At 66.6% G+C, this 13,155-nt stretch carries 14 protein-coding genes; 12 read left to right on the forward strand and 2 right to left on the reverse strand.

Annotated elements, in window-relative coordinates; all coding sequences use genetic code 11:
- Positions 1-396: 396 nt before the first annotated feature.
- The 6 genes from rsmD (at position 397) to AC5JLE_RS05430 (ending at position 5,212) form a co-directional block, all read left to right on the forward strand.
- Positions 397-975, forward strand: coding sequence for a 16S rRNA (guanine(966)-N(2))-methyltransferase RsmD (gene rsmD, locus AC5JLE_RS05405; RefSeq protein WP_014646773.1), 579 nt, complete (start codon positions 397-399; stop codon positions 973-975).
- Positions 976-1,001: 26 nt separating this feature from the next.
- Positions 1,002-1,511, forward strand: coding sequence for a pantetheine-phosphate adenylyltransferase (gene coaD / locus AC5JLE_RS05410; protein WP_014036814.1), 510 nt, complete (start codon positions 1,002-1,004; stop codon positions 1,509-1,511).
- Positions 1,512-1,571: 60 nt separating this feature from the next.
- Positions 1,572-2,063 (forward strand): hypothetical protein, encoded by a 492-nt coding sequence (locus AC5JLE_RS05415; RefSeq protein ID WP_032959157.1) that lies wholly within the window; start codon positions 1,572-1,574, stop codon positions 2,061-2,063.
- Positions 2,064-2,195: 132 nt separating this feature from the next.
- Positions 2,196-2,477: a YfhL family 4Fe-4S dicluster ferredoxin gene (locus AC5JLE_RS05420; RefSeq protein WP_004153175.1), complete on the forward strand. Its 282-nt coding sequence runs from the start codon at positions 2,196-2,198 to the stop codon at positions 2,475-2,477.
- Positions 2,474-4,204, forward strand: coding sequence for a gamma-glutamyltransferase (gene ggt / locus AC5JLE_RS05425; RefSeq protein ID WP_496065094.1), 1,731 nt, complete (start codon positions 2,474-2,476; stop codon positions 4,202-4,204). Before AC5JLE_RS05420 ends, ggt begins: the two co-directional genes overlap by 4 nt.
- Before the next feature lie 120 nt (positions 4,205-4,324).
- Entirely contained in the window at positions 4,325-5,212 is an 888-nt protein-coding gene (locus tag AC5JLE_RS05430; RefSeq protein WP_019338337.1) for an MBL fold metallo-hydrolase, read from the forward strand.
- 85 nt (positions 5,213-5,297) lie between these two features.
- Here AC5JLE_RS05430 and AC5JLE_RS05435 read toward each other — a convergent pair whose 3' ends face one another.
- On the reverse strand, positions 5,298-5,591 hold the full coding sequence (locus tag AC5JLE_RS05435; protein WP_046430010.1) for a PsiF family protein: 294 nt from the start codon (positions 5,589-5,591) through the stop codon (positions 5,298-5,300).
- Positions 5,592-5,648: 57 nt separating this feature from the next.
- On the opposite strand from AC5JLE_RS05435, the gene AC5JLE_RS05440 reads away from it, so the two are divergent.
- Both AC5JLE_RS05440 and AC5JLE_RS05445 read left to right on the forward strand, forming a co-directional pair.
- Complete coding sequence (locus AC5JLE_RS05440; protein WP_234413141.1) at positions 5,649-6,074, forward strand: ArsR/SmtB family transcription factor; 426 nt, start codon at positions 5,649-5,651, stop codon at positions 6,072-6,074.
- Positions 6,055-6,534 (forward strand): SRPBCC family protein, encoded by a 480-nt coding sequence (locus tag AC5JLE_RS05445; protein WP_134966989.1) that lies wholly within the window; start codon positions 6,055-6,057, stop codon positions 6,532-6,534. The genes AC5JLE_RS05440 and AC5JLE_RS05445 overlap by 20 nt, the downstream gene beginning before the upstream one ends.
- A gap of 114 nt (positions 6,535-6,648) precedes the next feature.
- Here the strand turns inward: AC5JLE_RS05445 and upp are convergent, their stop codons facing one another.
- Positions 6,649-7,281, reverse strand: a complete 633-nt coding sequence (upp, locus tag AC5JLE_RS05450; RefSeq protein ID WP_005409099.1) for a uracil phosphoribosyltransferase — start codon at positions 7,279-7,281, stop codon at positions 6,649-6,651.
- 218 nt (positions 7,282-7,499) lie between these two features.
- Between upp and AC5JLE_RS05455 the strand changes: the two genes are divergently transcribed.
- Genes AC5JLE_RS05455 through AC5JLE_RS05470 form a run of 4 tightly spaced genes read left to right on the forward strand, consistent with a single transcriptional unit; the run spans position 7,500 to position 13,117 of the window.
- On the forward strand, positions 7,500-10,013 hold the full coding sequence (locus tag AC5JLE_RS05455) for a TonB-dependent receptor (RefSeq protein ID WP_496065109.1): 2,514 nt from the start codon (positions 7,500-7,502) through the stop codon (positions 10,011-10,013).
- Complete coding sequence (locus tag AC5JLE_RS05460; RefSeq protein ID WP_262217239.1) at positions 10,013-11,128, forward strand: NHL repeat-containing protein; 1,116 nt, start codon at positions 10,013-10,015, stop codon at positions 11,126-11,128. The genes AC5JLE_RS05455 and AC5JLE_RS05460 overlap by 1 nt, the downstream gene beginning before the upstream one ends.
- Positions 11,129-11,142: 14 nt before the next feature.
- A complete protein-coding gene (locus AC5JLE_RS05465; protein ID WP_496065110.1) occupies positions 11,143-12,492 on the forward strand; it encodes a purple acid phosphatase family protein in 1,350 nt (449 codons plus the stop codon).
- A gap of 10 nt (positions 12,493-12,502) precedes the next feature.
- Positions 12,503-13,117 (forward strand): inorganic diphosphatase, encoded by a 615-nt coding sequence (locus AC5JLE_RS05470; RefSeq protein WP_100449808.1) that lies wholly within the window; start codon positions 12,503-12,505, stop codon positions 13,115-13,117.
- Positions 13,118-13,155 lie beyond the last annotated feature (38 nt).

The raw sequence follows: 13,155 nt of genomic DNA on the forward strand, positions 1-13,155 counted from the left end.
ACGCCAACCCACACCGCCCCGCCTCTGACAGATTTCCCGCGGCTGTTGGTAGGTGTCGACCATGGTCGACACATCTGTCAGACATCGAAATAAATCTGGGGTCAGATCCGTTTTCCGCAGGAAAACGGATCTGACCCCAAGAGCCGTTCCGACAGATCGCAGGAAACTGTCGAAGGCGGGGTGGGTCCGGTTGAGGGGGCGTGAGCCGCATGGATGCGGCGACCGAGCTTACATGGACGTACTTGCAGCGTCCCCCTCAACCGGACCCACCCCGCCATCCCACGGGGATGCCCGCTGTTGCTGTTGCTTCGGCTTCTGCGGGTGCCGGGCGCCGCCCGGCCGAACTACAATCCCGCTCATGCTGAATTTCTCGAATTCCTCCCGCCGGGGGCGCCGATGAGCGGCCGCGGTGGCAATGACGGCCAGGTCCGCATCATCGGCGGGCGCTGGCGCAATACCCGGCTGCCGGTGCCGACCCTGCCGGGCCTTCGCCCCAGCAGCGACCGCGTGCGCGAGACCCTGTTCAACTGGCTGATGCCCAAGCTCGGCGGCGCCCGCGTGCTGGACCTGTTCGCTGGCAGTGGCGCGCTGGGCCTGGAGGCGGTCTCGCGTGGCGCTGCCCACGCCACCCTGGTCGAGCGCGATGCGCAGCTGGGACGCAACCTGACCGCCGCCGTCGCCAGGCTGCAGGCCAGCGACCAGATCACCGTCGTGCAGGCCGATGCCCTGCGCTGGCTGCAAGGGGCGCAGGCGCAGCAGGCCGACCTGGTCTTCATCGACCCGCCGTTTGCCGATGGCCTGTGGCAGGACGTGCTGGCCCAGCTGCCGCGGCACCTGGCCGCCGACGCCTGGCTGTACCTGGAATCGCCAGCCGGCCACGTGCCGGTGCTGCCGCCGGACTGGCTGCTGCACCGCGAGGGTGGCACCCGCGAGGTGCGCTTTGCCCTGTACCGCCGTGCCACTGCTACACTTTGACCTCATCTGAACATCTGCATCCGCCCATGACCGTGGCCAATCGCCGCATTGCCGTCTACCCCGGCACGTTCGACCCCATCACCAACGGTCATATCGACCTTGTGAGCCGGGCCGCGCCGCTGTTCGAAAAGGTCGTGGTCGGCGTGGCGCAGAGCCCGTCCAAGGGCCCGGCGCTGCCGCTGGAGCAGCGCGTGCAGCTGGCGCGTGGCGCGCTGGCCCACCACGGCAACGTCGAGGTCATCGGCTTCGATACCCTGCTGGCCCATTTCGTACGTTCGGTGCAGGGCGGGGTGCTGCTGCGCGGCCTGCGCGCGGTGTCCGACTTCGAGTACGAATTCCAGATGGCCAGCATGAACCGCCACCTGATCCCCGAGGTCGAGACCCTGTTCCTGACCCCGGCCGAGCAGCACAGCTTCATTTCGTCCTCGCTGGTCCGCGAGATCGCGCGCCTGGGCGGCGACGTGTCCGGTTTCGTGCCGGCCGCGGTGCTCGAAGCCCTGCGCAAGGTCCGCGAAGCGAAGTCGGCACAGTCGTAAGCCCCGCTGTACCCGCACCCCATTACGTACACCACCACGCACCATTCCGGGAGGAAACCCATGAACACCACCATGCGCGCGATGCTGATCGCTTCGTTGGCCCTGGCCTTCACCGCCTGCAAGAAGGAAGAGGCCGCTCCGGTCGACGAGGCCAAGCCGGCCCTGGTCGCCCCGGCCAAGGACGACGATGCAGGCTGGAAGAAGTACCTGCAGGAAGTGGCGATCCAGAACATGGGCAACATCACCAACAGCCCGTTCCTGTACTACCTCTCGCCGGAATCGGACCCGGACTTCCAGGCCAAGTACGAGCGCCAGACCGAAAGCGCGACCCAGGCCGTGGCCCGTGGCGTGCAGCCGGGCAACATGCTGGCCTTCGGTTCGTCGGCCTCGGGCAAGATGGCTGACATGATCCAGGCCGTGTTCAAGGACGTGTCGCCGGATTCGATGAAGGGCGTGCGCGTCGTCTTCATCGGCCAGTCGGCCGACAACGCCCGCGTGCAGGCTGCGATCCAGCCGACCGGTGCCGAGTACATTTTCGTCGAAGCCAAGTAATACCGAGCCATGGCGGCCATGCTCCGGCATGGCCCGGGCGGCATCCTGCAAGGGCGCCGCTGATGACCTGACCGGCCCGCGCGCCCGCGCTGGCCGGTCCTTTGTCCCAGGGCGCGGGCGAGGAGTATCGCCGTGTCGCTGAAAATCAACGAGCTCTGCGTCAACTGCGACGTGTGCGAGCCGGCCTGCCCCAACCAGGCCATTGCGATGGGTGAAACCATCTACGTGATCGACCCTGCGCGCTGCACCGAATGCGTGGGTCATTTCGACGAGCCACAGTGCGTGGTCGTCTGCCCGGTCGAGTGCATCGACCCGGACCCGGAGATCGTGGAAACGGAAGACCAGCTGCTGGCCAAGCTGCGCCAGCTGCAGCACGATCACCCCGAACTCTACGCGGAGCCCCCATCCGAATGAAGACGCTGATCGTCCGCCCCCTGTTGCTGCTCGGCCTGCTGCTGAGCCCCATGGCCTGGGCCGACAGCCCGGCCCGTGCCGATCGCCCTGATGGCGCGGCCATTGCCAGCGGCCACGCACTGGCCACCCAGGCCGGCATCGATATGCTGGCGCAGGGCGGCAACGCCTTCGACGCTGCAGTGGCGGTGTCGTCCACGCTGGCGGTGGTCGAGCCGATCAGTTCCGGGTTGGGCGGCGGCGGCTTCTTCCTGCTGCACGACGCGGCCACCGGCAAGGATGTGATGCTGGATGCGCGCGAGACCGCCCCGGCTGCGGCGACCCCGCAGGCCTTCCTCGACAAGCAGGGCGACCTGGACCGTGATCGTTCGGTCAACGGTGCCTGGTCGGCGGGTATTCCCGGCCTGCCCGCAGCGCTGGTCGAGCTGTCGGCCAAGCACGGCAAGCTGCCGTTGTCGGCCTCGCTGCAGCCGGCGATCCGCATCGCGCGCGAAGGTTTCCCGGTGTACGACCGCATGGCCAAGGGCTACGCGTCGCGGCGTGAAGTGATGGAGCGCTATCCCGGCACGCGCGAGGTCTACCTGCGCAATGGCAAGCCGATCGCCAGCGGCGACCTGTTCAAGCAGCCGGAACTGGCGCAGACGCTGGAGCGCCTGGCCGCGGGGGGCTTTGATGGCTTCTACAAGGGCCAGACCGGAAAGCTGTTGCTGGCGGGCGTGAAGCAGGCTGGCGGCAAGTGGACCGCTGAAGAACTGGCCGGTTACCGCGTCAAGCAGCGCGAGCCGATCGTGTTCAACTACAACGGCTGGAAGATCACCACCGCGCCGCCGCCGTCGTCCGGTGGCATCGCGCTGGCGAGCATGCTGCAGATCCTGGAAGGCTGGGACATCAGGAAGATGGACCCGGCCCACCGCACCCACCTGGTGGTGGAGTCGATGCGCCGCGCCTACCGCGACCGCACCTTCTTCCTCGGCGATCCGGACTTCGTGCAGATCCCGCAGAAAGTGCTGACCAGCAAGGATTATGCGCAGGGCCTGCGGGCGACCATCCATCCGGAGAAGGCCACGCCCAGCGACCTGCTGTCGGGCAATCCGACGCCGCTGGAAGACGACGAGACCACGCACTTCTCGATCATCGACCGCGACGGCAACCGCGTCGGCGCCACCCAGACCGTCAACCTGCTGTATGGCTCGGGGCTGATTCCCAAGGGCACCGGCGTGCTGCTGAACAACGAGATGGACGACTTCGCGCTGAAGCCGGGCACGCCCAATGCGTTCGGCGTGATGGGCTATGAGGCCAATGCGCCGAAGGCCGGCAAGCGCATGCTCAGCTCGATGACGCCGACCTTCATGGAGAACGCCGACAAGGTCGTGGTGCTGGGCACCCCGGGTGGCAGCCGCATCATCACCATGGTGCTGCTGGGCATCCTCGGCTACGACGACGGCCTGGATGCACAGCAGGTTGCCGCGCTGCCGCGCTACCACCACCAGTGGCTGCCGGACCTGATCGAAGCCGAGGACGATGCGTTCGACGCGGCGACGGTGAAGCAGTTGCAGGCGATGGGCCACAAGATCGACCTGCCGGGTGACGTCGCCGCAGGCGGCCGCGGTTCCAGTCACGTGTGGGGCAACCTGCAGACCGTGGAATGGGACCGCAAGGCGAACAAGCTGTTCGGCGGCAGCGACCCCCGCAACCCGGTGGGCAGCGCCCAGGTCGTGCCGGCACGCTGATCCGGTAGCGCCGGCTGCTGGCCGGCAATCCGGCAGATTAGCGAAACCCCGCCTTTGCCGGCGGGGTTTTCTGTTTCCTTTCTAGCGATTATTTAACGGGCTGGCGCCGATAATCGACGCATGAAACTCTGGTCTATTCGTGGAAACTCGCAGCGCCTCGATGGCGGTGCGATGTTCGGCAACGCACCGCGTGCGTTGTGGGAAAAATGGGCGGCACCCGACGAGCTCAATCGCATCGAGCTGGCCTGCCGCGCACTGCTTGCCAGTCCGCTGGAAGGCAAGACCGTGCTGTTTGAAACCGGTATCGGGGCGTTCTTCGATCCGCGCATGCGCGAGCGCTACGGCGTGCAGGAAAGCCAGCACGTACTGATCGATTCGTTGCGCGAAGCCGGCTTCGAGCACGAGGATATCGATGTGGTGGTGCTCAGCCACCTGCATTTCGATCATGCTGGCGGCCTGCTGGCGGCATGGAGCGAAGGGCGTGAACCCGAGTTGCTGTTCCCCAACGCGACCTACGTGGTCGGTGCGCAGCATTGGCAGCGCGCCGTGCAGCCGCATCCGCGCGACCGTGCCAGCTTCATTCCGGAACTGCCGGGCCTGCTGCAGGCCAGTGGCCGGCTGGAAGTGGTGGACGGGGAGTACTCGAAGGCACTTGGCCGCAGCGTGCGCTTCAGCTACAGCGACGGGCATACGCCGGGACTGATGCTGGCCGAGATCGTCGGTCACGCGCATGCCGGCGAAAGTGCGCATGGTGGCGTGGTGTTCTGTGCCGACCTGATCCCGGGGCGCTCATGGGTACACGTGCCGATCACCATGGGCTACGACCGCAACGCCGAGCTGCTGATCGACGAGAAGCGGCAGTTCCTTGAAGACAAGCTGGCGCGCAACGTGCGGCTGTTCTTCACCCACGACCCGCAGGTGGCGCTGGCGCAGCTGGGCCGTGATGACAAGGGACGTTTCGTGACCCTGCACGAACAGGGCGAGCTGAAGGCGCGCGCCCTGGGGTAATGAAAAGGCCGGGCAATGCCCGGCCTTTCACTGATGGTGGCAGATCCACGCCATGCGTGGATGGCGTTCGATCCGGACGCGACGATTACGACGACTTCAGGCAGCTGCTCATGAAGGTCTTGCGCGCATCACCGGCCAGCTTCTTCGCGCCCGCGTCAGCGTTGCACTTGCGCATCCGTTCCTGCTGCGGATTGACCGCCTTGGTCTCGGCGGCGTGGCCGCTGAGGCAGGAGCTCTGCGCGGTCTTGTAGGCATCACCCTTCAAGCCCTTGTTCTTGGCCGAGCATTCGGCCATGCGCTGCTGCTGCGGGGTGGTGGCGTTGGCAGCCAGGGGCAGGCCGACCAGCAGGACGGCGGCCAGCAGGAAAGAGGCTTTCATCGGGAGCTCCAAGGGTGGCGGGTGCGCGGAGCATTCGCTTCAGGCCGGCAAGGCCACGTGAAGAATCACGCCAGTGCCGCGCCTGCTTGCGGCAACGTTCAGACCGGCGTATTACTTAGCCATATGGGTAAGTATTATCCTGCCATTGAAGACGTCTTCCAGGCACTGGCCGACCCGACCCGTTGCGCGATCGTAGCGGCGCTTGGGCAGGGGCCGCGCACGGTGTCGATGCTGGCCGAACCCTTCGAGATGGCCTTGCCCTCGCTGATGAAACACCTGGCCGTGCTGGAGCGCAGCGGCGTGGTGCGCAGCCACAAGCAGGGGCGCACACGCACCTGCGAACTGGTGCCGGCGCGGCTGGGCCAGGCCGAACAATGGCTCGCAGAACAGCGTGCCGCTTGGGAAGCGCGTTCCGACCGCATGGTCGATTTCGTCGAAACCCTTCACCGACAGGAGCAGGCCCATGGCCGTAGCCGCAGGTAACAACCCCGACACCGATCTGGTGATCAGCCGTGTGCTGAACGCACCGCGCGCCGCCTTGTGGCGGGCGTGGACCGACCCGGAACTGCTGCGCCAGTGGTGGTGCCCGAAGCCGTGGACCACCGAGGTACGCGCATTCGATCTGCGCCCCGGCGGGGCCTTCCACACCTTCATGCAGGGCCCCGATGGCGGCAGCAGTGACAATCCGGGCAGTTTCCTGGAGATCGTGCCGCAGCAGCGCCTGGTGTTCACCTCGATGCTGGGTGCGGGCTGGCGACCGCAGTCACCCTGGCTGGGCTTTACCGCCGTGATCACGATGGAGGACGAGGAGCAGGGCTGCCGCTACACCGCGCGGGTGATGCACCCGGACAAGGCCCTGCGTGACCAGCATGAGCAGCTGGGCTTCTTCGACGGCTGGAACACCGCCATCGACCAGCTGGAAGCCTTCGCCGCCGGGCTGTAGGCCGGAATGCGGGGTGGTGGGGTCAGAGCCCTTTCTGCGAAAGGGGTCCGACCCCCGCGATGTTGGGGTCAGATCCCTTTCGCTGTGAAAGGGCTCTGACCCCGGTTCACCGGATCAACCGACGCGGGTACCGAAGATGCGGTCGCCGGCGTCGCCCAGGCCCGGCAGGATGTAGCCCTTGTCGTTGAGCTGGGCATCGATGGCTGCGGTGTAGATCTCCACGTCCGGGTGCACGGCCTTGACCGCTTCGATGCCTTCCGGCGCGGCCACCAGGAAGATGCCCTTGATGCGGCGGGCACCGGCACGCTTGAGCATGTCGATGGTGGCGATCAGGGTGCCGCCGGTGGCCAGCATCGGGTCCAGGATCAGCGCGTCGCGCTCTTCCAGGCGGCCGGTCAGGCGCTCGAAGTAGGGCACCGGCTGCAGGGTTTCCTCATCGCGCTGCAGGCCGACCACGCTGACGCGTGCCGCCGGGATCAGCGACAGCACGCCGCTGAGCATGCCCAGGCCGGCACGCAGGATCGGCACCACGGTGATCTTGGCACCGGCGATGCGCTGCACGGTGACCGGACCGGCCCAGCCGGGCAGGGTGTGCGGCTCGGTGTCCAGGTCGGCGGTGGCCTCGTAGGCCAGCAGCGTACCCAGCTCGTTGGCCAGTTCGCGGAAATCCTTGGTGCTGAGCGCAGCGTTGCGCATCAGGCCGATCTTGTGCTGCACCAGCGGGTGGCGCACTTCGACGATCTTCATGGTCGGGAAGGGGGGGAAAGGAGAGAGGAGGCCATTTTGCCGGATTGGCGTGTCGAACCCCAAACCGGGCCTGGATCTGATGTACATGAAATGTGCAGGCGCATGTCACGGCCATGCAACCTTGCGGACATACCGTGCAGACCCATTCTTAACAGGAATGGGGATTCCCAGTGCATATCAAGACTCCGTTGGCCGTTGCCATCACCCTGACCCTGGCGATGGGGGCCGCGGCACCGCTGCAGGCTGCCGGGCAACAGGCGGTAGCCGCTACCGGCGCCGTGGCGGCCGACGCGGTCGACCTGGACCGTATCGAAGTGCGCGCCCAGCTCGAATCGCAGATCCGCGCGGTCGACCTCAAGCGCAGCAGCGACGCCATCGAGGACGCGGTGTCCTCCGATGCCCTGGGCCAGTATCCGGACAAGAACGTGGCCGAATCACTGCAGCGCCTGCCGGGCGTCAGCGTGACCCGCGACCAGGGCGAAGGCCGCTTCGTGGTCATTCGCGGCCTGGATGCCAATCTCAACAGCGTCAGCGTGGATGGCATCGCCATCGGTACGCCGGAAGATTCCAGCCGCGCCGCGCCGCTGGACGTGATCCCATCGGACTCCACCGAGCGCCTGCGCGTGGTCAAGTCGCCGACCCCGGACATGCCCGGTGATGCCATCGGCGGCGCCGTGCTGGTCGAATCGGCGTCGGCCTTCGACCGCGACGGCCGCAGCCTGCGCGGCAAGATCGAGGGCAGCCACCAGCAGCTGTCCGGCGAGACCAGCCCCAAGGCCGCCTTCAACTACAGCGAAGTGTTCAACGACACGTTCGGCGTGGCGCTGGGCGTGAACTACCAGAAGCGGAAGTTCAAGTCGGACAACACCGAAGTGGAATATGACGGCGAGGACGATGCCGCCCCCGGTGACGTGACCGCGATCAACCTGCAGCACCGCAAGTACGAGATCGAGCGCAAGCGCATCGGTGCCAACCTCAACCTCGACTGGCGCCCCAACGAAGACAGCAAGTACTACCTGCGCACGCTGTACAGCCAGTTCGACGATGCGGAGACCCGCCAGCGCGTGATCTTCAACTTCGACGACGCGAAGATGGTCAAGACCGGCACCGACCAGTACCGGCTCGATGGCATGCCGAAGGACTCGATCGACAAGCGCATGCGCTACCGCACCAAGAAGGAGAACACCTTTGCGGCCAGTCTTGGTGGCGAGAACAAGCTGACCAACGCCGTGGTCGATTACCGGATCGGCTACACCCGTACCGAAGAGCGCGTGAACGACGAGATGGAGGCGCGCTTCAAGCTCAACGGCAAGGCCTTCAATGGCACCCTGGACCAGAGCAGCCGCCTGCCCAGCTACAGCTTCGATAACCCGCAGTGGCTGGACAACGGCAACTACGCGTTCGACCGCGTCGTGCTTTCGCCCAAGCAGGTGAACGACAAGGAACACAGCGCGCAGGTCAACGTGCGCTTCGACGGCGACAGCAGCAGCATCAAGTTCGGCCTGCTCGGCCGCTGGCGCGACCGCGACGTGAATGTCGATGAGCGCGAACTGCGCGTCGGCCCGAAGGTGGTGCTGTCGAGCTGGACCACCTCTTCGCCGGAGCACCGCCACGGCAACATGGGGGATGGCATGGACTCGGCTGCGATGCGCGCGTTCTGGGCCGCCAATGGTGGCCAGTACAGCGCCCGCCCGCAGGATGTCGGCGGCAATGCGATGACGTCGCTGGAAGAGGATTACGTGGCCAGCGAGGACATCTTCGCCAGCTATGCCATGGGTACCTGGGATGTGGGCGCGCTGCGCATCATCGGCGGCGTGCGCGTGGAGAACACCCGCTTCAAGGCAGTCGGCAACCAGGTGGACGTGGCCGCCAACGGCCGCAGCTTCACCGTCACCCCGCGCGTGGCCAACAGCAGCTACACCAACGTGCTGCCGGGCCTGCATCTGCGCTATGACGCGGCCGATGACTGGGTGCTGCGCGCCTCGGCCAACAAGACCGTATCGCGCCCGTCCTTCGGCGACGTCTCGCCGCGCGTGGGTTACAGCCGCGGTGACGAGGAAGTGCGCCTGGGCAACCCGGAACTGGATCCGTACGAGTCGAAGAACATCGACCTGTCGGTGGAGAAGTACATCGGCAGCAGCGGCATCGTTTCGCTGGGACTGTTCCACAAGTCGATCGATGGCTACATCGTGGAGACCGTGCGGACCAATGATCCGGCCTACGGTGGATTCGACGTGACCCAGCCGATCAATGGTCGCAAGGCCACCGTGCGTGGCGCGGAGTTCAACTGGCAGCAGCAGCTGGCCTTCCTGCCGGAGGGCCTGGATGGCCTGCTGGTCGGTGCCAGTGGCACCTGGCTGGACACCACGTTCGATGCCGGCATCAAGGGACGTGAGGGCGAGGACTTCACCCTGCCGCGCGCTTCCAAGCATGTCTACAGCGCACACATCGGCTATGAAAAGTACGGTGTAAGCACGCGTCTGGCGGCCGTGTACCGCAGCGAGTATCTGGACAGCATCGGCAAGGAGCGTGCATTCGACATCTACGTGGCACCCAACACCCAACTCGATTTCTCGCTGGACTACAAGTTCACCCCGCGCGTGAGCATGTACTTCGAAGCACAGAACCTGCTGGACAAGCCGCTGGAGCTGTACCAGGGCACCCGCTCGCGCACCCTGCAGATGGAAGAGTACGGCCGCACCTATGCGCTGGGCCTGAAGGTGGCGCTGTGATGGGGCGTGCCGTCACTGTCCTGGCCGCCGCGCTGGCGGCTACGCTGGTCGCCGGCTGCACGCCGGCCACCGGCAACGATCCGGTTGCGGGAGCGGCCGCGCCGGCCGCCAATGGCGAGCGCGTGGTGAGCACCATCGCCGAAGCGTTCCTGTCACCGATGACCCCGGCCGACAACATCGACTCGCCGGCGGCCTGGCGCGCGCCGGACGGCGCGCTGTGGCTAATCGCCACCGCCAAGGCCACCGACAAGCTGGTGGTCTACGACGGCAGCACCGGCCAGCACCTGCGTGACGTCGGCAGCAGCGGCACCGCACCGGGGCAGTTCGACCGCCCAAACGGCATCGCGGTGACCGACGACCTGCTGTGGATCGTCGAGCGCGACAATCACCGCGTGCAGGTGCTGAGCCTGCCGGACTTCGCGCCGCTGGCGACCTTCGCTGCGGACGACCTGCGCAAGCCGTACGGTCTGTGGGTCGACCGCCGTGCCGATGGCTACAGCGTCTACGTCACCGATTCCTGGGACAACGGCGAGGATGCGCAGGGGCGTGACATCCTGCCGCCGCTGGCCGAGCTGGACAAGCGCGTGCGCCAGTACCATGTGACCCGCGACGGCGCGAAGGTCGAGGCGAAGCTGGTGGCCAGCATCGGCGATACCACCGAGGCCGGTGCACTGCGCGTGGTCGAGTCGATCTGGGGCGACCCCGAGAACGACCGGCTGCTGATTGCCGAAGAGGACGAGCGCTACGCCAGCGAGTTCAAGGTCTACACCCTGGCGGGCCGCTTCACTGGCACCACCTTTGGCCGCGACGTGTTCAAGGCCCAGGCCGAAGGCGTGACCCTGCGCACCTGCGGCAAGGACGGCTGGTGGATCACCACCGAACAGGGCAAGCAGCGCAGCGTGTTCCACCTGTTCGACCGGCACACGCTGAAGCCGGTCGGCGCGTTCCAGGGCAATACCGTGGCCAACACCGATGGCATCTGGATGATGCAGCAGCCCAGCGCGCGCTTCCCACACGGTGCGCTGTATGCAGTACATGACGACCAGGGCGTGGTGGCCTTCGACTGGGAGAGCATCGCCAAGCAGCTGGCGTTGCCGCTGGAGTGTGGCGCATGAGCGGGCAGTGCGTAATGCGCGCGCTGGCGCTGGGCCTGCTGCTGTCGCTGCCGTCGCTGTCGTTCGCGGCGGCCGAACCGAATACCCAGGTGCCGGCAGGTAGCCGCCACTACGCGGCGACGACGGTGCCGGACCGCATCGTCGCCTCGCCGGCGGTTGATTCCAGTCATGGGTTCGCCGTGGCCTGGCGTACCGACGACAGCGTGCAGGCGCCGCTGCTGGAAATCGCGCTGGCCGCAGATTCGCCGGCCATTGAAGGCATCCGCCAGGTGCGTGCGACGACCCGCGCGCTGCAGACCGAGAACGGTCTGTCGCACCACCATCGGGCAGATATCGATGGCCTGCAGCCGGATACCCAGTACGTCTACCGTGTGCAGGGCAATGGCAGCTGGAGCGCCTGGAACCAGCTGCGCACGCTGGCCAGCGCCGATCAGCCGCTGACCCTGCTGTACTTCGGCGATACCCAGAACAAGAACGTCAGCCATGTCAGCCGCGTGGTGCGCGCCGCGCAGAAGGCCGCGCCGCAGGCGCGCATGAGTCTGTTTGCCGGCGACCTGGTCAGCGGTGGCGACAACATGGATGACAGCGAGTGGGGTGAGTGGTTCGCTGCGACCAGTTGGCTGGCGCAGGAAACGCTGGTGGCGCCGGCCATCGGCAACCACGAGTACTTCGAGGAATTCGAGGACACCCCGCAGGAGCGCCGCGTGCTGGGCCGCCACTGGCCGGTGACGTTCGCGCTGCCGGGCAATGGCGCCACCGCCGCGCAGCAGACCAGCTACTGGTTCGATGCGCAGGGCGTGCGCGTGGCCGTGGTCGATGGCACATCGGCACTCGACCTCGGCACCGCCAAGGCGCAGGCACAGTGGCTGGACAAGGTGCTGACCGGCAATCGGCAGGCGTGGACCATCGTGCTGCTGCACCAGCCGTTCTACTCGCCGCGCGAAGGGCGCGAGAACGCCGCGTTGCGTGACGTGCTGCTGCCGGTGGTACGCCGCCACAACGTCGATCTGGTGCTGCAGGGCCATGACCACACCTATGGCCGCCGTGGCGAAGGGCAGGCCGCGACGCCGCAGTATGTGGTGACCGTGGCCGGACCGAAGCAGTACCGCCTTTCCGACGAAGCGCGCAGGACGATGGACCCGGTGGCCGAGGACACCCCGCTGTTCCAGGTGCTGAACATCGACCCGCAGCACCTGCGCTATGAAGCACGCACCGTGACCGGCCGTCTTTACGATGCCTTCGAATTGCGTCGTGATGCCAAGGGTGGAAAGCAGCGCACGGAGTTGACCGAAGGCCGCATCACGCCACGCGACTGCCCGCGTGCGCAGACCGCCAAGGGTCGCGCCGACCGCTGCTGGGAATGAGGAGACGCCGATGACCACACCCCGCCGCATCATTCCATTGGCTGCCATCGGCGCGTCCCTGCTGTTGCTGGCCAGTGCGGTAACCGCCGCCGATACCGTGCTGCATCCCTTCCTGGTCGCCCAGCCGGCGCAGGCCCCGCAGGAAGTGAACCTGGCGGTGGAGATCCCGGCCGGCAGCTTCACCAAGTACGAGATCAAGGAAGACGGCCTGGTGCACGTGGACCGCTTCCAGTCGATGCCGGTCGCCTATCCGGCCAACTACGGCTCGATGCCGCGCACCCTGGCCGGCGACAACGATCCGCTGGATGCGTTGGTGTTGACCCGCGAACCGCTGCATCCGGGCGTGATCGTGCGTTTCCGGCCGATCGGTTACCTGAAGATGATCGATGGCGGCGAGCACGACGAGAAGATCATCGGGGTGCCGACCGACAAGGTCGACCCGACCTACGCCAGTATCCGCGACCTGGCGGACCTGCCGGAGGCCGAGCGGCAGCGGATCGAAGCGTTCTTCCGCGTCTACAAGGACCTGCCGGCCGGGCGCAACCCGGTGCAGCTAAATGGCTGGGGCAACGCCGCCGAGGCACGGTCAGTGATCCGCGAGGCCATGCAGCGGTTCAAGCACTAGCACCCCGCCGTGGGTGGCCGGACGCGCGCATCACCTTC

This window comes from Stenotrophomonas sp., assembly GCF_059505245.1.

Coding starts and splice junctions, on each gene's coding strand:
- AC5JLE_RS05455 (WP_496065109.1), top strand. CDS start 7,500: ATGGGGGCCGCGGCACCGCTGCAGGCTGCCGGGCAACAGGCGGTAGCC.
- AC5JLE_RS05415 (WP_032959157.1), top strand. CDS start 1,572: ATGAACACCACCATGCGCGCGATGCTGATCGCTTCGTTGGCCCTGGCC.
- AC5JLE_RS05445 (WP_134966989.1), top strand. CDS start 6,055: ATGGCCGTAGCCGCAGGTAACAACCCCGACACCGATCTGGTGATCAGC.
- upp (WP_005409099.1), bottom strand. CDS start 7,281: ATGAAGATCGTCGAAGTGCGCCACCCGCTGGTGCAGCACAAGATCGGC.
- rsmD (WP_014646773.1), top strand. CDS start 397: ATGAGCGGCCGCGGTGGCAATGACGGCCAGGTCCGCATCATCGGCGGG.
- coaD (WP_014036814.1), top strand. CDS start 1,002: ATGACCGTGGCCAATCGCCGCATTGCCGTCTACCCCGGCACGTTCGAC.
- ggt (WP_496065094.1), top strand. CDS start 2,474: ATGAAGACGCTGATCGTCCGCCCCCTGTTGCTGCTCGGCCTGCTGCTG.
- AC5JLE_RS05460 (WP_262217239.1), top strand. CDS start 10,013: ATGGGGCGTGCCGTCACTGTCCTGGCCGCCGCGCTGGCGGCTACGCTG.
- AC5JLE_RS05430 (WP_019338337.1), top strand. CDS start 4,325: ATGAAACTCTGGTCTATTCGTGGAAACTCGCAGCGCCTCGATGGCGGT.
- AC5JLE_RS05470 (WP_100449808.1), top strand. CDS start 12,503: ATGACCACACCCCGCCGCATCATTCCATTGGCTGCCATCGGCGCGTCC.
- AC5JLE_RS05435 (WP_046430010.1), bottom strand. CDS start 5,591: ATGAAAGCCTCTTTCCTGCTGGCCGCCGTCCTGCTGGTCGGCCTGCCC.
- AC5JLE_RS05465 (WP_496065110.1), top strand. CDS start 11,143: ATGCGCGCGCTGGCGCTGGGCCTGCTGCTGTCGCTGCCGTCGCTGTCG.